Origin of the sequence: Natronococcus sp. A-GB7, assembly GCF_029688865.1 — an archaeon.
Taxonomy (GTDB): Archaea; Halobacteriota; Halobacteria; order Halobacteriales; family Natrialbaceae; genus Natronococcus.
In genome coordinates this window covers 115,059-140,315 of record NZ_JARUKV010000008.1, presented here as the reverse complement: position 1 = coordinate 140,315, position 25,257 = coordinate 115,059, and the positions used below count along the sequence as shown (strand labels likewise).

The window sequence follows — 25,257 nt, the reverse complement described above, 5'->3', positions numbered from 1 at the left end:
GATGGCGTACGAATCGGAGGCCGACGAGCGGACGACAACGGAGAGCGGTACAAGCGGATTAGCCGGTGCCAAGCGACGGCTCGGCATCACGGAAGACCAGTCGAACCTGGCCGGGTTGCTGTTCGTCGCGCCGAACGTCGCCGTGTTCTCCGTGTTTCTGCTCGGTCCGGTGCTGTACGCGTTCTACCTCGCCTTTACCGAGTACAGCATGCTGACTCACGAGTCGACGTGGGTCGGCCTCGACAACTTCTGGACCGTGCTGACGCCGTGGCCCTGGGAGAACGGGTTCGAGCCGCTGCGGGACCCCGGCGCGAATACCTGGTGGTTCTCGCTACGAAATACCGCGATATACGCGATCGGTACCGTTCCACTGCAGATCTACGGCGGTCTGGCGATCGCGCTGATGCTCGACAAGCGCGTCCGCGCGAAGAGCGCGTATCGAGCGGCGTACTTCATGCCCGTCATGCTGAGTGGCGCGGCGTCGGCAGTCATCTGGCGCTGGCTGCTCGCGGACAACGGCATCATCAATGAGTTCCTCAGCCCGTTGGGTCTAGCCCACAACTGGGCTGGCGATCCGAACACGGCCCTCGGTGCGATCATGCTGTTGGCGATCTGGGGCGGGATCGGGTTCAATATGATCCTCTTCCTGGCCGGCCTGCAGAACGTGCCACAGGAGCTGTACGAGGCCTCGCGCATCGACGGTGCGAGTGCCTGGCAGCGCTTTCGCCACGTCACGTGGCCGAACCTCGGCAACACCAACTTCTTCGTGATCGTGATGGCGATTATCGGCGCGTTCCAGGTGTTCGGCATCGCGCTGGTCTTCGAGGAGGGCGGTCCCTACTACGCGACGACCACCGCCGTGTTACGGATCTACCAGCGCGCGTTCGAGGAGAACTACTTCGGCGAGGGTGCCGCGATGGCGATGATCCTCTTCGCGATCATCTTCGCCTTCAGCTACTGGCAGTACCGCTACCGCAAGTCTGAGGAGGTCGACTACTGATGGCACGATCGAACTACGAGTATCCGGGCTACGAACGCGACGGTGCGACCTACTGGACGAAAACCGCCGTGCTGTACGCCGTCGTCACCGCGGGCGCGCTGTGGATGACCCTCCCGTTCTGGTGGACGATCACGTCGGCGTTCTCCGCGAACCCGACCTCCGCCGAAGTGACCTTCGTCCCCGCGGAGTTCACCGTCCAGAACTTCCTCGAGCTCTGGAATCGGGATAACATCCCGCTAGTTCGATGGTTCATCAATACCATCATCTTTGCGGGCGCCGTGACGATCTTCAACCTCGTCTTCGACAGCCTCGCGGGCTACGCCCTCGCGAAGGTCGACTTCTGGGGTCGGGACAAGCTCTTCTTGGCCTTCATCTCGACGATGATGATTCCTGGGATGATCACGCTGATCCCGGTTTATCTCATCCTCGTCGAACTCGGCTGGACGAACACCTACCAGGGGCTGATCCTGCCGATGGCTGCGAGTCCGTTCGGGATCTTCCTGTTGCGTCAACACTTCAAGAGCCTCCCCTCGTCGCTCGGCGACGCCGCGAAGATCGACGGCTGTGGAGAGTTTCGGACGTTCTACCACGTCTACCTCCCGCTCGCGAAGCCGGCACTGGCGGCGCTTGGCATCTTTACGTTCATGGGCGCCTGGAACAACTTCGAGTGGCCCGTGATCGTCATGACCGAGACACAGAACTTCACCCTGCCCGTTGCACTCTTCGCCGTCCGGAACCAGTACTTCGCCGAAACGGGACTGATGATGGCCGTCGCGCTGATCATCGTCGCACCGGTCATCATCGCGTTCCTCTCGGCCCAGAAGTACTTCATTCGCGGCATGAGCCTGAGCGGGATGAAGGGCTGAGACTCGCCGTTCTCGATCCGCTCGAAGCGAGGACTCGACCGCTGCTCGCTACCGCTCTCCGATCTCCTCGAGGACGATCCGGTGGGCCTCGACGTCCTCCAGCATCGCGCCCCAGCCACCGACCTCATACTGGCCGTCGTCGGTCTCGAGGACGAAGTTCGCCTCCTCGGCGAAGGAGGCCAGCGACGGGCCGCCGTCGACGTCGGCGTAGGTGACGCTATCGACCCGGCCCCGCAGGGAGACCGCGTCGCCGGTCGTTCGATCCTGCCCCTCAACCGAAACCAGGACGTCGTCACCGGCCTCGACGGCGGAGACGATATCGGCGAGGAAGTTCCGAACGTCCGTGTAGGTCGCCGGAGGTGATTCGCCGCGGTCGGAGTACAGCAGATCCCAGGACTCCCAGACCGCCGTCTGGTAGTACCAGACGAAGATCTGCGAGAGCGTGTAGTCGTCGACGAGAACCCCGTACTCCCGCCCTTCGGGGCGTCGCTCCATCGGCGCGAAACAGACCTCCGTGCGGTCGGTAAGCACTAGAAACGGCGTCGGGAGTCGTCGCCGTCTGACCTCCGTCGCGACGCCGGCGAATCGGCTCTCGGGGTCGTCGATCGGTTCGCCCGTCGCCGACGTGATCGAGACCTTGACGACGACACCGCGGTCGTACGCTGCCGCCAGCGTGTCGCGGATTTGCTCGTACTGCTCGAGCGTCGCTGCGACTTCCACCTCGTACTCGGCACCCTCGATCGCGTCCCGGACGTGGTTGAGGACGGTTTCGAACCGCTTGACGACGCCGACAGTGTGATCCTCCCCGCTTGGCTCCTGCCATCGGTCCTCGAGCTCCTCTGCGGCTTCGGTCATCAGCTGTGCCTGTGCGGTAATCTCCTCGACGACCGCATCGGGCTCGATCGCCTCGGCGCGGAGCGTTCCCTCCTCGTAGAGGTCGACGTAGCCGTCCGACTCGAGCTCCCGGAGTACATCGTAGATTCGAGCCTGCGGAACGTCGGATCGCTCGGCGACTTCGACGGCGGTTGCGGAACCCGACTCGACGAGCGTGAGGTAGGCGTCGGCCTCGTACTGGGTGAGACCGGACCGCTCGAGCACGTCCCTGAGTGTCGACGCGTCCATAGAAACAGCTGTCTCGGCGTCGGTGTAAACGGTTCGGAGTTACAGCGTCGCGGCGGGGGGCAGCTGGTCGGCCGCCCGGTCGCGATTGAAGACCGCGTCGCCGGAGGCCGAATCGAACGCGTGGACCTTCGACTGCGGGAACCGGAGGCGCAACGTCCGGTCCTCGTCGACGACGTATTCCCCGGAGATCGACGCGGTGAGCCGCGCGTCGCCGACCGAGACGTGGAGGAAGTTCTCCTTGCCCATCGGCTCGACGACCTCGACCTCGGCCTCGACCGTCGTCGGATCGGCGGATTCGGCGACTTCGATGTCTTCCGGCCGGATTCCAAGCGTGACGCCGTCGCCTGTGAGGCCGTTCTCGAGACGGGCGCGCTGCTCGTCGACAAACCGGTAGCTGACGCCGGTTCCGCGAGCTGTGCCGTCCATGCGATCGTACTCGAGTTCGAGGAAGTTCATCGACGGATCGCCGATGAAACCCGCGACGAACAGGTTCGACGGCTCGTGGTAACACTCGAGGGGAGTTCCGATCTGCTGGAGTTTCCCGTCGTCGAGCACGGCGATCCGGTCACCCATTGTCATCGCCTCGGTCTGGTCGTGGGTGACGTACAGCGTCGCAACGTCGAGGTCGTCCTGGAGCTGCTGGAGTTCGGTCCGCATCTCGGTCCGCAGTTTCGCGTCGAGGTTGCTAAGCGGCTCGTCCATCAGGAAAACCGACGGCTCGCGGACGATCGCTCGACCAAGCGCGACGCGCTGTTTCTGTCCGCCCGAAAGCGCGTTCGGCTTGCGATCGAGCAGGTCGTCGATCCCCAGCATCTCCGCGGTCCGTTCGATCCGATCGACGATCTCGCTGTCGGGAAGCTCCGTCGTCATCCGGAGGCCGAACTCCATGTTCTCGCGGACCGTCTTCTGGGGGTACAGCGCGTAGCTCTGGAACACCATCGCGATGTCGCGATCCTTCGGTTTCTGGTCGTTGACGACCTCACCGTCGATCCGGACCTCGCCGTCGCTGATCGTCTCGAGGCCGGCGAGCAGTCGAAGCGTCGTGGACTTGCCACACCCCGACGGACCGACAAGGACGAGGAACTCGCCGTCGTTGATCTCGAACGAGAGGTCGTCGACGGCGACCACCGTATCCGCGCCCCCCTCGAAGACCTTCGTGACGTTCTCGTAGACCGCGCCTGGCATGTTGTCACACAGATCGTTCTCCACTGGTAAAGTAGTTACTACTCAAGTGGTGGCAAAATCAGGACCGATCAGACGTGGCCGGCCAGCCAGGGGAGAAACGCCGGCGAGAGGTAGAGAAACCACTGAACGAACCACGCGATACCGAGCCAGATCAATCCCCACGGTGCGGAGAAGAACACGGGCCGTACCGGCCACTCCGCACCGGGGTGGTCCATTCCGCGAGGATAGACGTAGTCCGCGAGGAAATGAACCAGCATCCCAACCGTCAGGAAGTGGACGGCCGTCACCAGCCCCGGCAACGCTTCGGCGAACCCCGCTTGCCCCAGCAGCCAGTACGCGATCGCCGGGGCCAGGAACGTATGGAGGAGCCACGACCGGTGGAGTTGGCGGTCGATCGCGTCGAGTTCGGGCAGGAGCGCACCGGCGACGAGCGGGACGGCGACCCAGGGGTGGTAGCCGCCGACAACGGCGAGGAAGGCGATCGGAACGACCGACAGCAGGTGGAGTTCTCGACTCGTCTTCGCGTCCGGACCGCCGAGCAGGTCCGCGACGGACCCGATTCCGGAGCTCTCCGACGTGCTCTCCGTGCCGCGGTCGCTCTCGCTCACTCGAGTTCACCCCTGTAGGCCCGAACCAGCGACATCGCGCCCCGACCCGCGGTTTCCTCGAAAGTGACGACCTCGAGCAGGGCGAGCAATCCGGGAACCACGAGGGCGTACGCCGGGGGAAACGGGAACGCGACCAGCAAGATTCCGCCGACGGTAACGAGCTGTAAGGCGGTGTACCAGGGGTACTCCAGGCCGATGTAGGCGCCCTCGCGGGCCGCATCGAGGAACGCGGGCTCGTCGCTCGAGCGAACCGCGACGCTCGCGGTCCGGAGCAGCCACGCGAGGACGATGACGATCGCGTACAGGCCGAGCAACGCCCCGATTAGGAACAGCCCGGATCCCTCGGCCGCGCCGAGGACGTAGTAGCCGGCGACGACGATCGTCCCCAGCAGGACGGCCGAGTACGGCAGTCCGCGTCGGAGGTTCGCCCGGAACGACTCGAGAAAGAGGCGGATCCGCTGGCGCTCTTTCGTCGGCCCGCCGCGCCCTTCGCCCGTGACGACGGCCGTGACGGTGTCGACGAGTGCGACGATCGCCGCGCCGACGGTCACGAGCGGGAGCGAGGCGATCGTCGCGAGGACGCTCACGATCGCGAGCGTGAGCAGGTCGCTGTAGGCGATCCGACCGAACGCCGCGACGCTGCCCGCGAGATCGATCTCGAGTTGTCCCGGCTCGTTCACCATCGGTCGAGCATTACTCGGCTGGCGCAAAAGAACACCGATCACTCGGTCTCGGACACACGTCCATCCCATAAACATGCATAAATCTGGGTCCGAAAAGATCAATGTAGTCACGAACCCGAGCATTGATTAGCCTCGCGCCCGCCCTCCCGAGTAATGACCGAGATCATCGACGGAAAGGCCGTCGCGAGCGAGATCCGCGACGATCTGACGGACGCGATCGAACGACTGGCCGACGCGGGCACGCGGCCGGGGTTGGCGACGGTACTGATGGGCGACGATCCCGCGAGTCAGACCTACGTGAACATGAAACAACGCGACTGCGAGGAGGTCGGCATCGAGAGCACGCACGTCGACGTCGACGGTGACGCTCCCGCCGAGGAGCTGTACGATTCGATCGCCGATCTCAACGACGATCCCGAGATCCACGGCTACATCGTCCAGGCCCCGGTCCCCGACCACGTCGACTACCGCGAGGTGATCCGTCGGGTCGACCCCGCGAAGGACGTCGACGGCTTCCACCCCGAGAACGTCGGTCGGCTCGTCGCCGGCGACGCCCGCTTTCGGCCGTGTACGCCCCACGGCGTTCAGAAGCTACTCGCCCACGCGGGGGTCGAACTCGAGGGCGCGGACGTGACGATCGTCGGCCGGTCGGACATCGTCGGCAAGCCCCTGGCGAACCTGCTGATCCAGAAGGCCGACGACGGGAACGCGACGGTCACCGTCTGTCACTCCCGAACCGAGAACCTCGCGGAGAAGACCCGCAGTGCGGACGTCGTCGTCGCGGCTGCGGGTGCCCCCGAGCTGATCGACGGCTCGATGGTCGGCGAGGGAGCGGTCGTGATCGACGTCGGCGTCAACCGCGTGGATGCAGACACCGAGAAGGGGTACGAACTCGTCGGCGACGTCGAATTCGAGAGCGCGAAGGAGCGAGCGAGCGCGATCACGCCCGTCCCCGGCGGGGTCGGCCCGATGACCCGGGCGATGTTGCTGTACAACACGGTCAAAGCCGCGAGCCTGCAGGCGGACGTGGACGTCGAGCTTCCCTGACTACGCCACGTCGCCCGGCTCGAGCTCCTCGAGCCGGGTCTGGGCCTGCGTAAACGCCAGTTCGTCCCCCCGGAGTCCGTTCGCGAGGTCGCGGGTTGCCTCGAGCAGGCCCTCGGCCGTTTCCGGGTCGACGTCGCCGTCGAGCATCCGAATCCGCTTGACGTGATCGCCGAGTGTCTCGAGAGCGCCACGCTCGGCACCGGTCAGCTCTCGGTCCTGGGTCCAGTTTCGAACGTCCCGGCGGTACTCCCGAACCGCGTTCGCGTACGCGAGCCCGCGGACGCCCCGCAGCGTCGGGGGAACCTCGTCAACCGGTGGCCGTTCCCCCGCGTCGGCCCCCCTGAGCAACGAGAGGAAGTACAGCTCCTCGCGCTCCTCGAGGTCGTGTTCGCGGCCGACGACGTCGGCGACGTGGAGCAGTTCGGTCGCCGCGAGGTAGCGGTCGTCGAGTTCGCGGAGGTCGCCAGCGTTGATGAACCCCCGGCGTCGAATATACTCGTTTGCGTGCTCACGCGCGCGGTCTGCTAGGATATCGGTCGAGACGTCGTCGATCTCGTTTCTGATCGGGGCGAGATCGAACTCGACGGAGAGATCCGTGTGTTCGGTTCGGTCGTCGAGGCCGACGCTGCGGAGACTCCCGCAGGCCGGACAGCCGACGCTGCCCGTCTCGTAGTACGACCACTGCGTACCACACTCCGTGCACTCGCGTTCGCCCCTGATCTTCATACGCGACGGCTACGGTCGGCCGGCAAAAAGACCCATTGAACCGGTCTACGACTCTCCGGTCAACAGGAACCCCGCAGCGGCTCCGCCGACCGTCACCGTCAGCCAGTACGTACAGAGTCGGTAGATCAGCGCGATCGTCAACGCGGCTGCCGGCTCGAGACCGCCCAGGGTCGTCAGCGTCGCGGTAACCATCGCTTCGACGCCCCCGGTACCCCCGGGAGCGGGGACGACGGATCCGAGCTTCCCGAACGCGACGGCCACCGCGACGACCGCGAACGGGAGCTGATAGCCGAGCGCGATCGCCCCGATGTAGACCGGGAGCATAAGAAACACCATGCCGAGGTGGGCGGCGACGACGGCGATCAGCAGCGTTCGTCTGTCGGCGGAGATCGTCTCGACGGTTCGGTAGAACCCGTCGAGGCGATCCCGAACCGACTCCGGAGCGAGGGGATCGTCGAATCGGCTGGTGAACCGACCGACGAGTCGTCGGACGAGGCTCGTTAGGCCGACGACGACGGTGTAGACGATCGAGGGCCGATAGACGACCAGGGCGACGATTCCGACGAGCGTAAAGAAGAGGGCACCGAAGGCGACGAACTGGTCGATCAACCCGTCTCCGAGCGCGTCGCCGACGGTCAACAGCCCGAACGCGACGAACCCGAACGTGTAGTAGGGAACGTAGTTCAACAGATCGGCCGAGAGGACGCTCGCGAGGCCGTCCTCGTAGGCCATCGACTCGTCCTTCGAGACGAGGTAGGCGACGAGCGGTTCCGTCGCGATCTGGCCGTACGGAGTGATGTACTTGAGAAACATCGCGGTCAGGAACAGCCCGCCGATCTGGGTCCGGGAGAGCCCCTCGTCGACCAGCGAGAGGAACTGCTCCCACACCACTCCGCGGAAGGTCAGCGCGAGAAGTCCCGACAGGACGCCGAGTGAGAGCGTAGCGGGGTTGGCCGAGAACAGCTCCGCGAGGAAGTTTTCGCTACCGACGGTGTGGATCAGAATTGCCAGAAGGAAGACGGCGAATACGAACCCGACGCCGATCCGCCGTTTCATAAAGACAACATCACAGCAGGTGTTCAATTACGTTATGGATCGGCTCGTGACAGATCGAGGTACGATCGCTCGAACGCCGACCCGATTCCGATCGGCTTCCGCCGAACTATTCTCGTCATCGTAGTTTTAATCTGAATATACTCCAGAACCGATGACCGTCATCAGAACGTGTTTGATTGCTAATAGGTCATTAACGTACGGCAGTTGCAGGCCACACCCCCACCAGCGGGAAGCTGTTACCGTAGAGTATGTCTCGAGAACGACTCAACCGACGGAAGTTCGTCGCTGCAGCGGGTACCGCAAGCGCACTCGTCCTGGCCGGCTGTGCCGACGAAGGACCCGGAGACGAGGACGACGAGGACGACGACCTCGAAGACGACGAGGATCCGATGGACGGCGAGGACGACGTCGCGGACGAGGATCCGGCGGACGACGAGGACGACGAAGACGACGAGGAGACGTACACGCTGACGGTGACCGTCGAGGACGACGGTGAGCCCGTCGAGGGCGCGACCGTTACCCTCGAAGACGAGGGCATCGACGAGGGCGAGGACCTGGACGACGAGGACGTCATGGACGATGAAGACGACGACCTCGAAGACGACGAGGATGCCATGGACGACGAGGACGACGATGGCATCATGGACGACGATGAGGACGCCATGGATGACGACGAGGACGATGATGACGTCATGGATGACGACGAGGACGATGATGACGTCATGGATGACGACGAGGACGACGACCTCGAGGATGACGATGACACGGCCGACGAGGACGACTGGGAGGACGAGACCGACGAGGACGGCGAAGTCGAGTTCGAGGACCTCCAGGACGGAGAGTACACGGTTGCCGCCGAGTACGAGGACCAGGAAGCCGAAGACGACGTCGAGATCGACGGCGACGACGAGGAGATCACGCTGGACTTCGCCGAGGACGGTGAGATATCCGACGAGGGCGACGCCCGGATGGACGAAGACGACAACGAGCCGCAGGACGACGAGGACGACGAGGACGAGTAAGCACGGATCACCGTCCACCACGGTTCGGGCTCACCGGTATACGACTACAACGCGAAGGCCTGCGACTGAGGTCGTATGAGGAGATCGGTGGCCCGAAAACAGCCACTTACTCGTGAAACGGACCGCCCCCGCGACGCGTTGCCAGCCGCGGAGGGCGCCAATAGCGAATTAGCGTCGCCACGCGACCTTTTTTGCGCCCGCTCCGCGAAGTACGGGTATGCGAGACGAGGAAGAAATCCGAGAGCAGTACGAGTTCCTCGAAGAGCACCTCGAGAGCGAGGAGATGCGCCACGACGGCGTCAGAGAGATGTTTACCTACTACAAACGCGCACTCGGGTGGGTGCTCGAGGAAGAACACATCTGAGGAGTCTCACTGACCGGGACCTATCACTATCCATCCCGTTTGCGACAGAGTTAAGTACGGAGAACGGAATCTTTCGAGTGACGCTTCGCTTGGAGGGCCGAAGCGTCAGCGGGGACCAATTCAGGGCGGCAAGCGGCCGCGCGACAGTTTTCCGTCGCGCGGCTTGCTTTCCTGTTTACTACTACCCTCGAGCGACCGCTACGTGAACGTCCGGCGAGTCGAGCACCGATAGACCGACGGTTCGAACTGGACGATCGGAGACATGAAAGCGGAGTTACGATCGGCGACTGAACGATCCCTCGCTCCCGTTATCATTTGAAACTCGGCGAAACAGCTATCTTCGATGGTAATATGCCTGTTTCACTCGAAACGACCCGATAGCCTTATTAAAATTCGACAGTAAGTGCCGGTGGTACTTTCCCAATGTACGACCTGACAGGATTCCAGCGGGATCTACTTTACGTCATCGCTGGCGAGGAGGAGCCACACGGACTGGCAATCAAGGAGGAACTCGAGGAGTACTACGAGAAGGAGATCCACCACGGCCGGCTGTATCCAAACCTCGATACCCTCGTCGACAAGGGACTCGTCGAGAAGGGGAGCCGCGACCGGCGGACCAACTTCTATACGGTCACTCGTCGGGGCCGCCGGGAACTCGAGGCTCGCCGGGAGTGGGAGTCTCAGTACGTCGATCTCTAACGGGTTCGACCCGCTTACTCCGCCGGTTGCCACCGTAGTCCGCTCCTGTCGGTCGCCCGAGTGCTGCCGTCCTCGAGCGGGCGTTCGCGCCGAGACGGCACGGTTTGGAGTCGAGTCGGCGCCCGCAGACCACTCGTCTAAGGGCGCAAAGTGAACGGCATCGCGTCGGAACCCGCCGGAGCCGCTAGACGCTACCGTCGTTCGAATCGCGCTCGCGGAACCGTGTCCCCGAACGCCGAGTTTCACGACCGGGCGCGCTCCACGGCGTGGCCCTTCCGCCCGGCGACGGCTTCGGTACGCCGATCGTTTCGTGTTCCGCGAGGCGAGCAGTACCCCTTTAACTCATCGGCATCCCAATCGCCAGCATGGATCGCGATACGGTCGAACCGCAGGTAGGGACGATCCCCGGCGCGCGGGCGAAACGCTGGGCCGAGTACCACCACCGCTACGCCGCGCCGAGTACGTACGTCTACGAGTTCGTCTGGAACACCCAGGCTGACGCCGTCGGGCCGTTCTGTACCGATGTCGACGGCAACGTCTTGCTCGATTTCACGAGCCACGTCGCCGCCGCCCCGCTCGGGTACAACAATCCCGTCGTCCGCGAGAAGCTCGAGGCGTTCGACCTCGTCGACCCCCTGAAGATCGCCGGCCAGGACTTCTACGCCAGCGGCGGCTGGCCGCCGGAAGAGCCCGAGTTCCCCAGTCCGACTCAGCTTCAGGACAGGCTGATCGCGGCGACCGACCACTACGACATGGATCGGGTGTTCCTCTCGAACTCCGGCGCCGAGGCCGTCGAGAACGCCATCAAGATCTGTTACGCCTCCGGCGGCCACCGCGCGTTCACGTTCGACGGCGCGTTCCACGGTCGCACCCTCGGGGCGCTCTCACTCAATCGCTCGAAGGCCGTCCACCGGACGGGCTACCCCGAGATTCCCGGCGTGGTCAGCGTTCCCTACCCCTCGACGAGGGAGGGGTACGAGACCGACTGGCTGACCGACGGCCCCGGCGGAAACGTCGTCGCCGACAAACTCCACCCCGAGAGGGGCGTGATCGATCCCGACGAGGTCGCCTTCCTCATCCTCGAGCCGATCCAGGGCGAGGGCGGCTACCGCGTCGCCCATCCGGAGTTCGCCCGGGACCTCGAGGCTCTGCGCGAGCGCTACGACCTGAAGATCGTCGCCGACGAGATCCAGACCGGACTCGGGCGCACGGGCGAGCTGTGGGGTGTCGACCACCTCGAGCTGACGCCGGACGTCATCACCAGTGCGAAGGGGCTGCGCGTCGGCGCGACGATCTCGCGATCGGACGTCTTCCCCGCGGAGACGGGCCGGATCTCCTCGACCTGGGGTGCCGGCGACGTGATCGCCGCGATGCAGGGCGCCCTGACGATCGACGTGATCCACGAGGAGAACCTGCTCGAGAACGTCCGCGAGCGCGGCGAACAGCTCCGAAGCCGACTCGAGCGGGCCGAAATTCCGGGAGCGATCGACGTCCGGGGACGCGGCCTGATGCTCGCCATCGAGTTCGACACCAAAGCACGACGGGAGGCCGTCGTCGAGGCCGCCTTCGAGCGCGGCCTGCTCACCCTCGGCTGTGGCTACAAGTCGCTGCGGCTGCTGCCGCCGCTGGACGTCACCGAACGCGAGATCGACCTCGGTGCCGAACTGCTGCTCGAGGCGACTTCGGTCGCCTCGACGTAGCGGTCGCGGCCACCTAACTGCGAGTCGGAGGCCCCGTGCTCAAGGAGCAACGCAGGGAGCGAAACGACCGAGTAGCGTCAACGAGAGCGAAGCTCTCGCTCGATCAGAACGCGAAGCGTTCTGAGACGGCGACCTCCACGCTACCGACCCAGTGTCGGCAGAAGGGAAGTCCACCGACAAACCCCACCCTCAACGAGCGAGGTCGTCAGACCGAGCGAAGTAGGGGGGGGTGGTTGATACGAAAGCCCCAGGTTCATACTGTCGACGCGTCTATCGTACACACGATGATCGGAGCATTCACCGTCGGCAAGAAGGTGCTACTGTTCGGCTACAAACGCTACGGAATCCCGGGGGCGATCGTCTCCGGTGCGATCTTCGTGGCCGGCTACGTCGCCGTTCGCCGGGCGCTGAGCGGCGGTGCTGACGCCGAATCCCTCGACGAGGCCCTCGAGGCCGAACTGGGTCCGACCGACGGGAGCGACGACGCCGACCTCGACGACTCCTCGGACGATTCGAGCACGTCGGACTGACGGCCGCGATCGACCGCCCGACGACCACAACACTATCCTGCAGCCGCCGTGAATCGCCGGTAGATGTCACGGGAACCGCGGATCCGGCGGATCGTCGAGGAGCTCTCGCTCGAGGAGAAGGTTCGGCTCACACACGGCGCGAACGACCCCGAGGGACGGGCGACGGGCTACGTGGCGGGCGTCGACCGGCTCGGGATTCCGCCGCTGCGGATGGCCGACGGGCCCCTCGGCGTGCGGATTCCCGACGAGTCCGCGACGGCGTTTCCCGCGCCGATCGCGCTCGCCGCGACCTTCGACGCGGAACTCGCACGCGAGCACGGAGAGGCGCTCGGACGGGAGACCAGGGGCAAGGGACAGGACGTCCTGCTCGCCCCCGGCGCCAACCTCGTTCGGGTCCCCCACAACGGCCGGAACTTCGAGTACTTCGCCGAGGATCCCGTCCTCTCGGCGACGTTCGCGGGAGCGGTCGTCGCGGGAATCCAGTCCCAGGACGTCGTCGCGACGCCGAAACACTACGTCGCGAACAGTCAGGAGACCGCCCGCGCCGCCGTCGACGCCGAGATCGACGAACGCCCGCTGCGCGAACTGTACCTCCCGTCGTTCCGCTCGGCCGTCGAGGCCGGCGCAGGCTCCGTCATGACCGCCTACAACGACGTCAACGGGACGCGAATGAGCGACCACGAGCGGCTCGTTCGGGACGTGCTGAAGGGTGAGTGGGGGTTCGAGGGGTACGTCGTCTCGGACTGGTTCGGCACCGAGGGCACGGCCGCCGCGGCGAACGGGGGACTCGACGTCGAAATGCCCGGAATCACGATGGCGGAGATGCAGTCCGCGATGGCGGGCGACGACGCCGACGCGTCCGAGACAGTGGACGGCGACGGCGACGAACCGGGCGAGCTCCCGGACGCCATCGCCGAGGGAATGCCCGACCCCGAGAGCTGCGAGCGGTTCGCCGACTCGCTGGCCGACGCGGTCGAATCGGGTGCCGTCCCGGAGGAGCGACTCGACGACATGGTCGCTCGAGTGCTCGGTGTGATGGACCGAGTCGGGCTGCTCGAGGACGATGAGACACGACACGCCTCGGGCGACCCGACGGACTCCGACGACGGCGCGGTCGACACGCCCGCTCATCGCGAACTCGCGACTCGCGTCGCGACGCGAGGGACGGTCCTGCTCGAGAACGACGGCGTCCTCCCGCTCGCTGACGACGCAGACCTCGCCGTTGTCGGCCCGAACGTCGACGAACCCGTCCTCGGGGGTGGGGGCTCCTCGGAGACGACGCCCGTCGTCGAGACCGATCCGCGAACCGGGATCGCCGAGCGCGCCGAGGGCGAGGTGGCGGTCGCACACGGCCTCCCGCGGGTCGAGGAAGTATCGATGCTCGAGGAGTTCGCGGGTCTCGACGACGACGACGAGAACGACCCCGACGGGTCTGGCCGGGAGCCCGACCTCGAGGGCGCCGCGGCGACCGCACGCGAGGCCGACGTTGCGGTCGTCTTCGTCCGTGACACCGCGAGCGAGGCGATCGACCGCGAGGACCTGCGTCTGCCCGACCGCCAGGAGGAGCTGATCGAGGCTGTCGCCGCGGAAAACGACCGCACGGTCGTCGTCGTCAACTCGAGCGGGCCGATCGAGGCGCCTTGGCGCGAGGACGTCGCCGCGGTCCTCGAGAACTGGTATCCCGGCCAGAGCCACGGCAACGCCGTTGCGTCGATCCTCTACGGCGACGTTGACCCGGGCGGGCGGCTGCCGGTGACGTTCGCGCCCGAGGACGCCTACCCGACCGCAGATGAACGGCGCTATCCGGGCGTCGACGGGACGGCCCGCTACGACGAGGGTGTCTTCGTCGGCTACCGCCACTTCGACTCGACCGAGCGGGAGCCGACCTACCCCTTCGGCCACGGCCGCAGCTACGCCGACTACGAGTACGTCGACGCCGACCCGGACCTCGAGGACGGCGTCGTTCGAGTCACGGTCGAGAACACGGCCGACCGAGATGGTCGAGAAGCCGTCCAGGTCTACGTCCGTCCGCCATCCGTCGACGGCGTCGACCGTCCCGTCCGCGAACTCGCGGGCTTCGAGAGCGTCGCGATCCCGGCCGGCGAGCGCGCCTCGGTCGCGGTCGACCTCGAGGATCTCGCGTTCGCCCGCTACGGCGAGGACGGAGACGGCTGGACGGTCGATCCGGGCGAGTACGCTCTCGAGATCGGTCGGTCCTCGCGGGACGTTCGGACGACCCTGCGGACGGAGCTCGACTCGGAGTTCCGGGAACGGGTTCGGGAGTCGCTTGCAGCCCGCGAGTCGTCCTCGACCGATCGTCGCGTCCGGTAGCCGGCGAAGTGAGGGCGGGCGTCCGAGCAGTCGGTACGGCAGCGTTATTCACCTGGGACGGCATCCGGACTCGTGGAGCTGAAATCGACACTCGAGGGGATCGAAGGGACGTTCTGGAGCCGACACTCCAATCCGAAGAGCGGCTGGAGTCGGACGGTACTGCTGCCGGTCATCCTCTACGCGACGTACCGACGGAACTGGAACGTGGCGGCTGTCGCCGCGGTATTCACGCTACTCAACCCGATTCTGTTCTCGCCGCCGAAGAACGAGGACGCGTGGATGACCCGCGTCGTGCTCGCCGAGCGGTGGTGGAAAGAACGCGGGAACGGCGTTATCGGCCTCACCTACCCGACCGTTCTCAACGCCGTCAACGTCCCGGTGACGGCGTACGCGGTCGTCGCGGCGTACCGGCAGCGACCGCTTCGAGCCGCGCTCGCCGGCGTCGCTTCTATGGCGCTCAAGCTCTGGTACGTGGCGGCGCTCGTCCGCGAGTACGACGCCGAGACGAAAACGGCACCGTAGCGTGTACCGACGGGCCGTCGTACACCGTCTCGATCGCGACCGAAGTCGGCTAACGGAGCCACGCTACGCTACTGTTCGCCTCGAAGCTCCTCGACGTGGTCGATCCGCTGTCGGACGAGATCGGGTTTGCCGATGTCGTGGCGGACGTGGAGTCCCTCCTCGCCGGCGACCTCGAGGGCCTCTTCTGCGATCTCCTCGGCTTCGGTGATCGAGTCGGCGACGCCGACGACGGCGAACGCCCGCGAGGTCGTCGTGTAGATGCCGTCGTCGCGCTCGTCCACGCTGGCGTAGTACAGCAGCGCGTCGCCCGCGCTCTCCTCGTCCACTTGCACCTTCGCACCCGCCTTCGGATCCGTCGGATACCCCTCGGGGACGGCGTACTTACAGACCGTCGCCTGCGAGGCGAACTCGAGCTCCGGCAGCCGATCGCCGTCGCGGGCGGCCGAGAGGACGTCGAGGAACGGCGTCTCGAGAACCGGCAGGGTGTTCATCGCCTCGGGGTCGCCGAAGCGGGCGTTGAACTCGATGACCTTCGGCCCCTCGCTGGTGAGCATGAACTGGCCGTAGAGGATCCCCCGGTACTCCTCGAGGGCCTCGACGGTCGCCTCCATAATCGAGACGGCCGCCTCGTAGTCGGCCTCGGTCATGAAGGGGAGCTCGAACGTGGCGTCGCTATAGGATCCCATCCCGCCGGTGTTCGGCCCCTCGTCGCCCTCGTAGGCCCGTTTGTGGTCCTGGACGGCGGGTGCGGTTCGGAGTTCGCCGTCGGCGACGACTGCCTGAACAGTGAACTCCTCGCCGACCAGCCGCTCCTCCAGGACGATCCGATCGTAGTCGGAGTCGCGGATGTACTCCTTGCCCTCCTCGTCAGTGACCTGGTCGCCGATGACCTTCACGCCCTTTCCGCCCGTGAGTCCGGCGGGCTTGATCGCGAGGTCGCCGTCGTACTCGTCGATGTAGTCACAGGCCGCGTCCATGTCGTCGAAGGTCTCGAAATCGGGACAGCCCGGCACGTCGTGTTCGGCCATGAAGCGCCGCTGGAAGGCCTTGTCCGTCTCGATGCGGGCCTCCTCGGCCTTCGGCCCGAACGCGTAGATCCCCGCGTCCTCGAGTTCGTCGACGACGCCGGCCTCGAGGGGCGCCTCGGGGCCGACGACCGCCAGCGTCGCCCCGACCTTCTCGGCGTACTCGCGGACCGCCTTCGGGTTGGTCGTCTCGAGGGTCTCGAACTCGGTCGCGAGCCGGGCGATCCCCGGGTTTCGGTTGCCGGCGCAGGCGTAGAGGGCAACCTCGTCGTCGGACCCGTTCTCGAGCGCCCGCGCGATCGCGTGTTCGCGCCCGCCGCCGCCGATCAGGAGCACGTGCTCTGCCATGCTCGATAGCGAAACGCACGAACCTGTAAGCGTTGCCCTTTGTGCGAGCGAGAAGTATGCACGAGTACGCGTATGATTCGCCGAAGTCCGCCTCGCGGTCGGTCTCGAGTTTCAGTCGTCGTCGGCGGGCGAGGGCTCGAGGGGCGCGCCGGCGTCCTCGTCGGTGTCGCCCTCCTCGATCCCGTCCGGACGCGGGAACTGTTCGATCGTCTGCTCGCGGAACGCCTCCTCGTCGAACTCGTACTCGCCCTCGAGGAACTCGAGGACCTCGAGGGTGTCGCGTCGCGCGTTCTTCAGGCAGGTCGAGGCGCCCGGCGAGGGGGTGATGTTGAAGATGATGTCGTCGCCGACGATCTTGGCCTCGCCCATGTCGAGCGATTTCTTCTCGGTGTCGACGATCTGGGGGCGGACGCCGCCGTACCCCTTCGCGCGCTCGATATCGTCGAGTTCGACGCTAGGGACGACCTTCTGGACGTGCGGGAGGAACTGCTTCGGACCGACGTTCGGCACGTCGTAGACGAGGTTTCGAAGCACGTACGGCAGGAGAATGCGATCCGAGAGGACGTTCGCGTAGCTGAGAAACGCCGCGGCGTTCAGGCCGAAGACATCGAGAAAGTCGGTGACGGTAGAGATTCGCCCCCGCTCGAGGGTCGGGACGAGCTTCGCGGTCGGACCGAAGCGCGTGATCGAAGAGTCGTGAACGTCTGCGTCGCCGTGAACCGCGGCGAAGGGGAGCTTCTTCATCTGGAGGGTGTAGACCTTGCCGTTGAGCAGGTCATCCGCGAGGAAGAAACTGCCCGCCACCGGGAGCAGGACCTTGTTCTCGCCGTACCCCAGCTCCTTGGCGATCTGGAGGCTGTGGGAGCCGGCGGCGACGACGGTCGCCTCGCAGTCGAAGCGACCGTCGGTCGTCTCGATGGTGTAGCCGTCCAGCGTCGGCGTGATGTCCTTCACTTTCGTCCCGGTGTAGACGTCGACGCCCGCCTCCTCACGGGCGAGTTCGACGAACGACTGGGTCGTCGCGCCGTAGTCGACGACGTAGCCGTCCGGGGTCTGCAGCGCGCGCAGCTCCTTGTCCGGATCCCGACCCTCGACGACCTTCGGCTCGATCTCGGCGATCTCCTCGCGGCCGATCGAGCGCAGCTTCGGGAACAGGTCGCCGAAGCCGTCGCCCTCGTAGCGTCGCTCGAGCTCCGCGACCTCCTCGTTGCCCACGCCCAGCACCATCTTGCTGCGCTTGTCGTGCATCTCCCGGTCGGGGTCGCGGTTCTCGAGGTAGCCCGCGAGCATCTCCGCACCCTCCTTTACCTCCCGGGCCTTCTCGAGGGTGTAGTTGGTCTCGATATCCCCGAAGTGGAGGGTCTGGGAGTTGTTCGTGTGATCGGAGTTGATCGCCGCGATCTCGTCTTCCTTCTCGATCAGTGCGATGGAGTCGATATCGGTGAACGTCGCGGTCGTATACAGCAGCGAGGCGCCGCTGATACCGCCGCCGACGATAACGAGGTCGTACTTGCCAGACATTGTTATGGTGGCCGCTACTTGCCCAACTTCGGTCCAGACGTATAACTCATCTTTTTCGATCAAACTGCCGTCGATCGACGAATGCGGTATCGACAGCTGCTGTTTCGGCGAGACCTCGAGCGGTGCAGTTGTCGAGAACGGCGGATCGAGCGAGGCGGGCTCCCGGTAGAGGAGCGCTTTCGGACCGGAAGTGGGGTTCCGCGACCGGTCGCTTCAAGGTGTCAGCATCGAATACGGTCGGTATGAACCCGGCTGGACCCCCGCCAACGAAGCGAAAAAACACGAGCTACGAACGACACGGCGACCTCGTAGACGATCCCTACCTCTGGCTCGAGGACGGCGGGGAGGCGGTCGACGACTGGGTCGACCGCCAAAACGAGTACGCCGACGCCTTCCTCGAGTCGATCGACGTTCGCGAGGAGCTACGGCCGCGCTTCGAATCGCTCGCGCGGACGACCGACTACGGAACGGTGACGGCCGCGCCGACGGGGTACTTCCAGGAGGTCGAGCGACCGGAGGACGACCAGCCGATTCTGTACGTCCGGGAGTCACTCGAGTCGGACCGAGCGGTCCTCGTCGATCCCAACGAGTTCAGCGACGACGGAACGAAGTCGATGGGCTGGTGGACCGTCTCTCCCGACGGCGAGCGACTCGCCTACGGCGTCCACGAGGACGGCGACGAGCTGTACGACGTGACGGTTCTCGAGGTGTCCGACGGAACCGTCCGCGAGGAGCTCACCGATCTCGGTCGCGTGAACCCCGGCATGTTCGCGTGGACGCCGGACGGGTTCTACTACGGACGTACCGGCCTAACCGGCGAGAGCCAGCTCGAGAAAGAGATCTGCTACCACGAGCACGGCGACGCCCTCGACGCGGACGAGCTCGTCCGCGAGGTCGACGATCCCGCGACCTGGCCGCTGCTTGCCACCGACAGGAGCGGGAGCCACCTGCTCGTCGCGCTCGTGACCGGCTGGGAGCGAAGCGATCTGTTCTACGCCGAGGTCGGCGACACGGATCTGACGCCCGTCATCACCGATTCGGAGCACTTCTACACGCCGTTGATCCACGACGATACTGCCTACCTGCGGACCGACCTCGAGGCACCCTTCTACCGATTCCTCGAGCTCGAGCTCTCCGGAGACGTTGGTGAGGTCGACCCCGCCGCGCTGCCCGAGGCGGTCCCCGAGCGCGACGGGATCGTCAAAGACGCGACCGTCACGGACGACCGACTGCTCGTGCAGTACGAGGAGAGCGCCGTCTCCGATCTCGAGGTATTCGACCTCGGCGGCGACCATCTGCGATCCGTCGAACTTCCGGGGAAGGGAACGATCGCCGGACTGAGCGGCAATCGCGACGCTCCCGAGGCGTTCTTCAGTTACCAGTCGTTCGACCACCCGCCCGCGGTGTTTCGCTACGACCTCGAGGCGGGCGACGTCTCGGAACTGGACCGCCCCGATATCGCCCTCGAGTTCGACGTCACCGTCGAGCAGGTTCGGTACGAGTCGGCCGACGGCACCGACGTTCCGATGTTCGTCGTCCACCGTGCCGACCTCGAGCGCGACGGCGACAGTCCGACGCTGCTGTACGGCTACGGCGGCTTCGAGAACAGCCTGACGCCGACCTTTCAGAAGTTCGGACGGGAGTTCCTCCGCTCGGGTGGGGTCTACGTCCAGGCGAACCTCCGAGGTGGCGGCGAGTTCGGCACGGAGTGGCACGAGGCGGCTCGCCACGAGAACAAACAGAACACGTTCGACGACATGATCGCCGCGGCCGAGTATCTGATCGAGGGAGGGTACACTTCGAGCGATCGACTGGCGATCCGGGGCGGCTCGAACGGCGGGCTGACCGTCGGTGCGGTGCTGACCCAGCGGCCGAAGCTGATGGCGGCGGTCTGCTGTCAGGTCCCCCTACTCGACATGCTTCGCTACCACACGTTCTTGCTCGGCGCGTCCTGGACGAGCGAGTACGGATCGCCGGAGGATCCCGACGCGTACGAGTGGATCAGGAACTACTCGCCGTACCACAACCTCGAGCCGTCCGAAGACGGTGGGCCCGAGTATCCCGCCGTCCTCTTCGAGACCGCCGAGAGCGATACGCGCGTCCACCCGGTCCACGCCTGGAAGATGGCCGCCCGCATGCAGAACGAGGTCGAGGGCGGCCCGTTCCTCTGCAAGACGAACCGCGACACCGGCCACGGAACGGGCAAGCCGACCTGGATGGTCGTCGAGGAACAGCTCGACCTCTGGTCGTTTTGCTTCGACCGACTCGAGGTCGAGTACGTCGCGCCGTAGCCGCGGGGCGAGACGCTCAGGAGTAGAACAACGGCGGCCGCCGATCACCGCCAGGTTCGGTCTCGGCGGGGGCCTCGAGCGCCTCCCGGTCCTCGTTTCCGAGCAACCGATCCAGCACGTCGACGGCGGCTTCGCGGTGTAACGGCTGGTTGTCGTTGCCACACTGGTCGTCCATCACGCAGGCCGGACAGCCGTCGACGCGGCCGCAGTCGCAGTCCGCGATCAGCTCCCGTGCGCGCTCGGCGACGGCCTCGAAGTTCTCGTAGATCGCCCGCGAGAAGCCGAGTCCGCCGTCGATCCCGTCGTAGATGAACCAGCCGCTTTTCGGCTCGTGCTCGAGGCCGTCGGCGATCTCTCTGACGGTGGCCTCGGCCGCGGCGACGTTGCGCGGAGCCCGCTCACCCGTCGTCCCGTTCTCGCCTCGCTCCCGCTCGAGGTGCGAGTCGATCGAGAGCGTCGCGAGCCCGCCCAGATCGCGCTTGTCGACCATCAGCTCGAGCGGCGCGACGCCGATGGTCGCGTGCTCGGCGGCGTGGAGTCCACCCGCGTAGCCGAGGTGGGCCGTCGCCGCGGGTTCGTTTCCGTCTCCGTCCCCGTCCTCGTCCTCGAGCGAGAACTCGCGGTAGCGCTCGACGAGCGCCCGTTCGACGCGGTCGGGCACCTCGAGCCAGCAGAGCTGGGTCTCGATCGACAGCGGCGGGTTCTCCGTCGGGATCCCCTGTTCCTTCGGGTCGCCGCTGTCGACGTCGACCCGGTCGTAGGTGCCGTGGTAGACTAACACCCGTCCGCGTCCGAAGTGCAGCGCGAAGTCGCCGATCTCGCGGGACTCCTCCGGGACGGCGTCGAGGACCGTCACGTCGGTCCGGGTTCGGGTGTAGCAGTCGGCGTCCGTCGGTCGGAGCGTCACCGTGGGCCGGGGCGAGTCGTGGTCGACACCGACGACCTCGTACTGCTGGCCCTCGTGGAGCCTGATCGCGCCCTCGTGGAAGTCCCGCAGGACTCGCTCCTCGGCGAGGGGCTCCATCTCGGGATCGTGTCGCTCGTCGACGCCGTCGGCGAGTTCGACGACGTACTCCTCGCCGGACGTCGCGTACAGCGAGATCGACCCCTGGGGGCGGGGCGGGCCGACGTAGGAGACGCCCGTCTCGAGGTGGCCCGCCAACCGACCCGCGCGGCGCCACATCTCGACGGCGCCCTCGAGTCGCTCGCGCCCGGCGAACGCGCCCGTGTCGGCCTCCTCGAGGGCGAGTTCGTCCGCCGCACACAGGAGGTGTCGGGCGAACACCGCGTCGTTATCGACGTCGACGACCGCGTCCTCCACGTCGGTCTCGAGCAGGTAGTCGGGGTTGTTCGCGACGTACTGATCGAGGGTGCGATGCCCCGCTACGAGCACCGAGAGCGCCCGCTTCGTTCCCCGACCCGCGCGGCCGATCTGCTGCCAGAACGACTGGCGCTGGCCCGGGTAGCCGAGCTGGACCGTCGCGTCCATCTCGCCGACGTTGATCCCCAGCTCGAGGGCGTTCGTCGAGGCGACGCCGTCGAGCGCACCGGTCTTGAGTCGGTGTTCGGTCCCGTGGCGTTTCGTCCGCGAGTGGCCGGCGTGGTAGGGTTCGATTTCGCTCCCCCGATCGGGGTTCGTGTAGTACCGACTTCGGTCGCGGCGGTGGGTCGACGCCCGCCTGATCGACAGCTCGGAGAGCTTCCGCGAGGGCGTAAACAGCAGCGTCTGGGCGTCGTGGTAACACAGGTGCGAGAGGAGCTTCGGCGCCTCGACGCTCGCGGGAACGCGGTCGACGACGGCGTCGTCAGCTTCGTCCTCGCTCCCGCCGGTGGTCGTCGAATCGCTGTCCGCACCGTCTGCTCGCGCTCGAGCCGGCGGGTTCCAGAGCACCAGCTCTCGTGGCCCCGCGGGCGAGCCGTCCTCGTCGACCACCGTCACTGGCTCGTCGATCAGGGCGCTCGAGTGCTCGCCGGGGTTGCCGATCGTCGCGCTCGTGAGCGCGAACTGCGGGTCGGCGCCGTAGTACTCGAGGACCCGCTTCAATCGTCTGAGGACCCAGGCGACGTGCATGCCGTGGACGCCGGTGTAGGTGTGGGACTCGTCGATCACGACGAGCTCACAGCTCGAGAGAAAGCGCGCCCAGCGGTCGTGATCGTGCAGGTACGTGTTCACGCCCGCGAAGTTCGAGATGATCACGTCGGCCTCCTCGCGAATCTGCCGTCGGGTCTCGCCGGGGTCCGTGTCGCCGTCGTACACTCGGACCGAGATGTCGAGTCCCAGTTGCTCGAAAAAGTCGTTCAGCTCCCGCTCCTGATCCCGCGAGAGCGCCTTCGTCGGGTACAGCACGTACGCGGTCGAGCGCTCGCCGCGAGCGCGCGCTTCGAGGACGTTCCGGGCGATCTCGAGGGCGTAGATCCGGGTCTTTCCCGACGACGTGCTCGTCGCGACGCAGACGTTCTCGTCGCGCTCGAGCGCCGCGAGCGCCTCGGCCTGGTGGGCGTACAGGTCCTGTTCGAGGGGGCCGGCGAGTTCGGGCCGCAGGACCTCGTCGTTCGGCACCGTCGACGCCTCACGGCCGGGAATCTCGAGGACGGAGACGTCCTCGTCGTCGCGGTACCGAGGGAACGTCTCGAGCAGCTCGTCGCCGGTGATCGGTACGTCGCCCCGGTTCCCGTCGGCTGGCCCGATCGCGTCTTCGTCCGCGGTGTCGTCCGTATTCATGCTCAAAAATCACCGAGTCCGGTCTGTTCGCCTCCCGACGTTCCGGTGGGAGTCGCTCCGTCGGCGTCCGCTGGAGACGTGTCGCTCGGATCCGCTGCCCGCGGCGCGCCCCGGAGCCGGTCGTAGACGTGCCACAGCGCCCGGCAGTCGTCCTCGCAGTAGGCCTCGTGGCGATCCCAGTCGAGCTCCTCGCCGGTTCGCACGAACCGCTGGTAGGCCGCTGCCGTCTGCGCGCCGTCGAGGCCGGTTCCGCCGCCCTCGTAGCCGAGCGCGCCGGCGACGTCATCGAGTCGGTTCGTCCGACCCGGCAACAGGGCGTGCCCCTCGCGGACGGCCCAGTCGTAGAGATCGAACTTCGGCACCGACTCCCACTCGTCGGCGTAGTACGGCACGTGGCGTGTGACGAACGACCCGAGGTGGCGGTAGTCGAAGCGCCAGCCGTTCCAGGTGAGCAGCGCCCTGTCGGGGTGACTGGCGAACAACCAGTCGCAGAACGACTCGAGCACCGGTGCGGGATCGTCCGGGTCGTCGCGCTCGACGAACGCACGGTACGAGTCGTCGACCGGGTCGTAGACCCCGATCTGCCAGAGGATCGTCGGCGAGAGTCCGTCGGTCTCGATATCGAGACACAGCGGGGGCCGCCCGCCCTCGCCCGGGAGCGACTCGCCGGTGAGTCGCCGGGGTTCGTTCGTCTCGAGCACGGTCGCGTGGCGGTGCATCCGGCGTGCGCCGTCCCGACCGACGCCGGGGTAATCTGCGAGTTCGTCGATCGGCGTCTCGAGGAGCTCCGCCCGCGTCGTCACCTCGGAGTCGGCGAGTCGCTTCGCCGTCTTCGGACCGATGCCGGTGACCGCCTCGAGGCCGAAGTTCGAGGTATCGGACGTGTCGACGGTCGTGACTCCCGTTTCGTCGAGTTCGAGGACGGCGAGCGACGCCGATCCGCCGTAGCCCTCGACGGGACCGACACCTCGAACCCGAACGGAGACGCAGTCGTCGCCGGCCGGCTCACACTCGAGTTGGGGCTCGTGCTCGACGGCCCGAACCGCGCCCGTCTCGGCCTCGAGGTGCCACAGCTCGTCGTAGTCGGCGGGAAGACCCCCGGTCAGGACGGCCGTCACCCGACCGGTCGGCAGTGCCGCCGCGAGTTCGGCCGCCCCCTCGAGGGTCGTCTCGAGCGCCGTCGGTCGCGTCGTCGTCGTGACGTCGTCACAGACGACCGCGATCGGGGTCGAACTCGAACGCGTGTCGGACAGCGCCCTCGAGACGTCCGCAGGAGACGCACGAAGCGCACGGATACTTCGAACGACTGCAACCTCGAGTCCCGCCCCGAGAGCCTGTCTGGAGACGGGTCCGTCGTTCGTCTCGAGCGGGGGGTGAAACGCCGGCGTGTCGAACTCCCGTCGTGTCCGTGCGAAGGCCCGCGCCTCGCGTTCGGGGCCGAGCAGCCAGACCGCGTCGGGCTCGAGGGTCGCATCGACGTCCGCGAGGGTCTCGGCCGGGCGCCCGAGAACGGCTGACGGCGGAAGGGCGAGCAGGCGGGCCCCGGCGTGACTCGTCATCGGTCGGGGAGAAGGGTGGGCGGACAAAGAGGGTTTGGACAGCACGGCGAAAGTGAAGGCGTTTGTACGGGCGATCCGACTGGCTATCCGGACCTCAAAGAAAACGAATAGGTCCAGTGAATCCGAATGGACAACTACCAACAGACCATGATGGTCATCGCAATCCTCACCCTGATGCTCGGTGCCTTCAGACTTGGAATGGCAGTGGCGTGAGCTAAGGCAACTACTGCTGACCTACAGATAGTAGCCTGTCCGAAGACCAACCTCTTTGCTTCTTGATATCCGACTCGGTATCAGCCATTATCTGGTGCCAAAAAGCTCGACTCGTTG

General features: G+C 66.1%; 21 protein-coding genes. 11 read left to right on the top strand and 10 right to left on the bottom strand.

Annotation, left to right across the window (positions count from 1 at the left end; genetic code table 11):
* Position 1: 1 nt before the first annotated feature.
* Both QA609_RS09370 and QA609_RS09365 read left to right on the top strand, forming a co-directional pair.
* Positions 2 to 1,000 carry a sugar ABC transporter permease gene (locus QA609_RS09370; RefSeq protein WP_278302337.1) on the top strand — a complete coding sequence of 333 codons (999 nt, stop codon included), beginning with the start codon at positions 2 to 4 and terminating at the stop codon, positions 998 to 1,000.
* Positions 1,000 to 1,866, top strand: a complete 867-nt coding sequence (locus QA609_RS09365; protein WP_278302336.1) for a carbohydrate ABC transporter permease — start codon at positions 1,000 to 1,002, stop codon at positions 1,864 to 1,866. The genes QA609_RS09370 and QA609_RS09365 overlap by 1 nt, the downstream gene beginning before the upstream one ends.
* 48 nt (positions 1,867 to 1,914) lie before the next feature.
* On the opposite strand, the gene QA609_RS09360 is transcribed toward QA609_RS09365, so the two are convergent.
* From QA609_RS09360 to QA609_RS09345, 4 genes are all read right to left on the bottom strand, one after another.
* A complete protein-coding gene (locus QA609_RS09360) occupies positions 1,915 to 2,988 on the bottom strand; it encodes a TrmB family transcriptional regulator (RefSeq protein WP_278302335.1) in 1,074 nt (357 codons plus the stop codon).
* A 39-nt stretch (positions 2,989 to 3,027) separates the two neighbouring features.
* Entirely contained in the window at positions 3,028 to 4,173 is a 1,146-nt protein-coding gene (locus QA609_RS09355) for an ABC transporter ATP-binding protein (RefSeq protein ID WP_278302334.1), read from the bottom strand.
* Positions 4,174 to 4,241: 68 nt separating this feature from the next.
* Positions 4,242 to 4,781, bottom strand: a complete 540-nt coding sequence (locus tag QA609_RS09350; protein WP_278302333.1) for a hypothetical protein — start codon at positions 4,779 to 4,781, stop codon at positions 4,242 to 4,244.
* A complete protein-coding gene (locus QA609_RS09345) occupies positions 4,778 to 5,464 on the bottom strand; it encodes a hypothetical protein (RefSeq protein ID WP_278302332.1) in 687 nt (228 codons plus the stop codon). The genes QA609_RS09350 and QA609_RS09345 overlap by 4 nt, the downstream gene beginning before the upstream one ends.
* Before the next feature lie 153 nt (positions 5,465 to 5,617).
* On the opposite strand from QA609_RS09345, the gene QA609_RS09340 reads away from it, so the two are divergent.
* Positions 5,618 to 6,511 (top strand): bifunctional methylenetetrahydrofolate dehydrogenase/methenyltetrahydrofolate cyclohydrolase, encoded by an 894-nt coding sequence (locus QA609_RS09340; RefSeq protein WP_278302331.1) that lies wholly within the window; start codon positions 5,618 to 5,620, stop codon positions 6,509 to 6,511.
* Here QA609_RS09340 and QA609_RS09335 read toward each other — a convergent pair whose 3' ends face one another.
* Positions 6,512 to 7,237, bottom strand: coding sequence for a TFIIB-type zinc ribbon-containing protein (locus QA609_RS09335; protein ID WP_278302330.1), 726 nt, complete (start codon positions 7,235 to 7,237; stop codon positions 6,512 to 6,514).
* Positions 7,238 to 7,282: 45 nt separating this feature from the next.
* On the bottom strand, positions 7,283 to 8,293 hold the full coding sequence (locus tag QA609_RS09330) for a lysylphosphatidylglycerol synthase transmembrane domain-containing protein (RefSeq protein ID WP_278302329.1): 1,011 nt from the start codon (positions 8,291 to 8,293) through the stop codon (positions 7,283 to 7,285).
* Positions 8,294 to 8,541: 248 nt separating this feature from the next.
* Here QA609_RS09330 and QA609_RS09325 point away from each other — a divergent pair, with 248 nt between their 5' ends.
* The 7 genes from QA609_RS09325 (at position 8,542) to QA609_RS09295 (ending at position 15,461) form a co-directional block, all read left to right on the top strand.
* Positions 8,542 to 9,315: a hypothetical protein gene (locus QA609_RS09325; protein ID WP_278302328.1), complete on the top strand. Its 774-nt coding sequence runs from the start codon at positions 8,542 to 8,544 to the stop codon at positions 9,313 to 9,315.
* Between the two features lie 217 nt (positions 9,316 to 9,532).
* On the top strand, positions 9,533 to 9,679 hold the full coding sequence (locus tag QA609_RS09320; RefSeq protein WP_005555567.1) for a hypothetical protein: 147 nt from the start codon (positions 9,533 to 9,535) through the stop codon (positions 9,677 to 9,679).
* A gap of 423 nt (positions 9,680 to 10,102) precedes the next feature.
* On the top strand, positions 10,103 to 10,378 hold the full coding sequence (locus QA609_RS09315) for a PadR family transcriptional regulator (protein ID WP_278302327.1): 276 nt from the start codon (positions 10,103 to 10,105) through the stop codon (positions 10,376 to 10,378).
* A 365-nt stretch (positions 10,379 to 10,743) separates the two neighbouring features.
* Positions 10,744 to 12,078 carry an aminotransferase class III-fold pyridoxal phosphate-dependent enzyme gene (locus QA609_RS09310; protein ID WP_278302326.1) on the top strand — a complete coding sequence of 445 codons (1,335 nt, stop codon included), beginning with the start codon at positions 10,744 to 10,746 and terminating at the stop codon, positions 12,076 to 12,078.
* A gap of 284 nt (positions 12,079 to 12,362) precedes the next feature.
* Complete coding sequence (locus QA609_RS09305) at positions 12,363 to 12,608, top strand: hypothetical protein (protein WP_278302325.1); 246 nt, start codon at positions 12,363 to 12,365, stop codon at positions 12,606 to 12,608.
* A 63-nt stretch (positions 12,609 to 12,671) separates the two neighbouring features.
* A complete protein-coding gene (locus QA609_RS09300) occupies positions 12,672 to 14,939 on the top strand; it encodes a glycoside hydrolase family 3 C-terminal domain-containing protein (protein WP_278302324.1) in 2,268 nt (755 codons plus the stop codon).
* 72 nt (positions 14,940 to 15,011) lie between these two features.
* Positions 15,012 to 15,461 carry a DUF6653 family protein gene (locus QA609_RS09295; protein WP_278302323.1) on the top strand — a complete coding sequence of 150 codons (450 nt, stop codon included), beginning with the start codon at positions 15,012 to 15,014 and terminating at the stop codon, positions 15,459 to 15,461.
* A gap of 68 nt (positions 15,462 to 15,529) precedes the next feature.
* On the opposite strand, the gene purD is transcribed toward QA609_RS09295, so the two are convergent.
* Both purD and QA609_RS09285 read right to left on the bottom strand, forming a co-directional pair.
* Positions 15,530 to 16,834: a phosphoribosylamine--glycine ligase gene (gene purD / locus QA609_RS09290; RefSeq protein WP_278302322.1), complete on the bottom strand. Its 1,305-nt coding sequence runs from the start codon at positions 16,832 to 16,834 to the stop codon at positions 15,530 to 15,532.
* A 111-nt stretch (positions 16,835 to 16,945) separates the two neighbouring features.
* A complete protein-coding gene (locus QA609_RS09285; protein WP_278302321.1) occupies positions 16,946 to 18,355 on the bottom strand; it encodes an FAD-dependent oxidoreductase in 1,410 nt (469 codons plus the stop codon).
* A 242-nt stretch (positions 18,356 to 18,597) separates the two neighbouring features.
* Between QA609_RS09285 and QA609_RS09280 the strand changes: the two genes are divergently transcribed.
* Positions 18,598 to 20,646, top strand: coding sequence for a prolyl oligopeptidase family serine peptidase (locus QA609_RS09280; RefSeq protein WP_278302319.1), 2,049 nt, complete (start codon positions 18,598 to 18,600; stop codon positions 20,644 to 20,646).
* A gap of 16 nt (positions 20,647 to 20,662) precedes the next feature.
* On the opposite strand, the gene QA609_RS09275 is transcribed toward QA609_RS09280, so the two are convergent.
* Together QA609_RS09275 and QA609_RS09270 are read right to left on the bottom strand one after the other, a co-directional pair.
* Positions 20,663 to 23,368 carry a DEAD/DEAH box helicase gene (locus QA609_RS09275; protein WP_278302318.1) on the bottom strand — a complete coding sequence of 902 codons (2,706 nt, stop codon included), beginning with the start codon at positions 23,366 to 23,368 and terminating at the stop codon, positions 20,663 to 20,665.
* Positions 23,369 to 23,370: 2 nt separating this feature from the next.
* The gene (locus QA609_RS09270; RefSeq protein WP_278302317.1) at positions 23,371 to 24,927 is read right to left on the bottom strand and encodes a ribonuclease H-like domain-containing protein; all 1,557 of its coding nucleotides are present in this window, start codon (positions 24,925 to 24,927) and stop codon (positions 23,371 to 23,373) included.
* Positions 24,928 to 25,257 lie beyond the last annotated feature (330 nt).

What these genes read in the sequence shown, in the direction of transcription:
- QA609_RS09370 (WP_278302337.1), top strand. Translation starts at nt 2, where the DNA reads ATGGCGTACGAATCGGAGGCCGACGAGCGGACGACAACGGAGAGCGGT.
- QA609_RS09365 (WP_278302336.1), top strand. Translation starts at nt 1,000, where the DNA reads ATGGCACGATCGAACTACGAGTATCCGGGCTACGAACGCGACGGTGCG.
- QA609_RS09360 (WP_278302335.1), bottom strand. Translation starts at nt 2,988, where the DNA reads ATGGACGCGTCGACACTCAGGGACGTGCTCGAGCGGTCCGGTCTCACC.
- QA609_RS09355 (WP_278302334.1), bottom strand. Translation starts at nt 4,173, where the DNA reads ATGCCAGGCGCGGTCTACGAGAACGTCACGAAGGTCTTCGAGGGGGGC.
- QA609_RS09345 (WP_278302332.1), bottom strand. Translation starts at nt 5,464, where the DNA reads ATGGTGAACGAGCCGGGACAACTCGAGATCGATCTCGCGGGCAGCGTC.
- QA609_RS09340 (WP_278302331.1), top strand. Translation starts at nt 5,618, where the DNA reads ATGACCGAGATCATCGACGGAAAGGCCGTCGCGAGCGAGATCCGCGAC.
- QA609_RS09335 (WP_278302330.1), bottom strand. Translation starts at nt 7,237, where the DNA reads ATGAAGATCAGGGGCGAACGCGAGTGCACGGAGTGTGGTACGCAGTGG.
- QA609_RS09330 (WP_278302329.1), bottom strand. Translation starts at nt 8,293, where the DNA reads ATGAAACGGCGGATCGGCGTCGGGTTCGTATTCGCCGTCTTCCTTCTG.
- QA609_RS09325 (WP_278302328.1), top strand. Translation starts at nt 8,542, where the DNA reads ATGTCTCGAGAACGACTCAACCGACGGAAGTTCGTCGCTGCAGCGGGT.
- QA609_RS09320 (WP_005555567.1), top strand. Translation starts at nt 9,533, where the DNA reads ATGCGAGACGAGGAAGAAATCCGAGAGCAGTACGAGTTCCTCGAAGAG.
- QA609_RS09315 (WP_278302327.1), top strand. Translation starts at nt 10,103, where the DNA reads ATGTACGACCTGACAGGATTCCAGCGGGATCTACTTTACGTCATCGCT.
- QA609_RS09310 (WP_278302326.1), top strand. Translation starts at nt 10,744, where the DNA reads ATGGATCGCGATACGGTCGAACCGCAGGTAGGGACGATCCCCGGCGCG.
- QA609_RS09305 (WP_278302325.1), top strand. Translation starts at nt 12,363, where the DNA reads ATGATCGGAGCATTCACCGTCGGCAAGAAGGTGCTACTGTTCGGCTAC.
- QA609_RS09300 (WP_278302324.1), top strand. Translation starts at nt 12,672, where the DNA reads ATGTCACGGGAACCGCGGATCCGGCGGATCGTCGAGGAGCTCTCGCTC.
- purD (WP_278302322.1), bottom strand. Translation starts at nt 16,834, where the DNA reads ATGGCAGAGCACGTGCTCCTGATCGGCGGCGGCGGGCGCGAACACGCG.
- QA609_RS09285 (WP_278302321.1), bottom strand. Translation starts at nt 18,355, where the DNA reads ATGTCTGGCAAGTACGACCTCGTTATCGTCGGCGGCGGTATCAGCGGC.
- QA609_RS09280 (WP_278302319.1), top strand. Translation starts at nt 18,598, where the DNA reads ATGAACCCGGCTGGACCCCCGCCAACGAAGCGAAAAAACACGAGCTAC.
- QA609_RS09275 (WP_278302318.1), bottom strand. Translation starts at nt 23,368, where the DNA reads ATGAATACGGACGACACCGCGGACGAAGACGCGATCGGGCCAGCCGAC.
- QA609_RS09270 (WP_278302317.1), bottom strand. Translation starts at nt 24,927, where the DNA reads ATGACGAGTCACGCCGGGGCCCGCCTGCTCGCCCTTCCGCCGTCAGCC.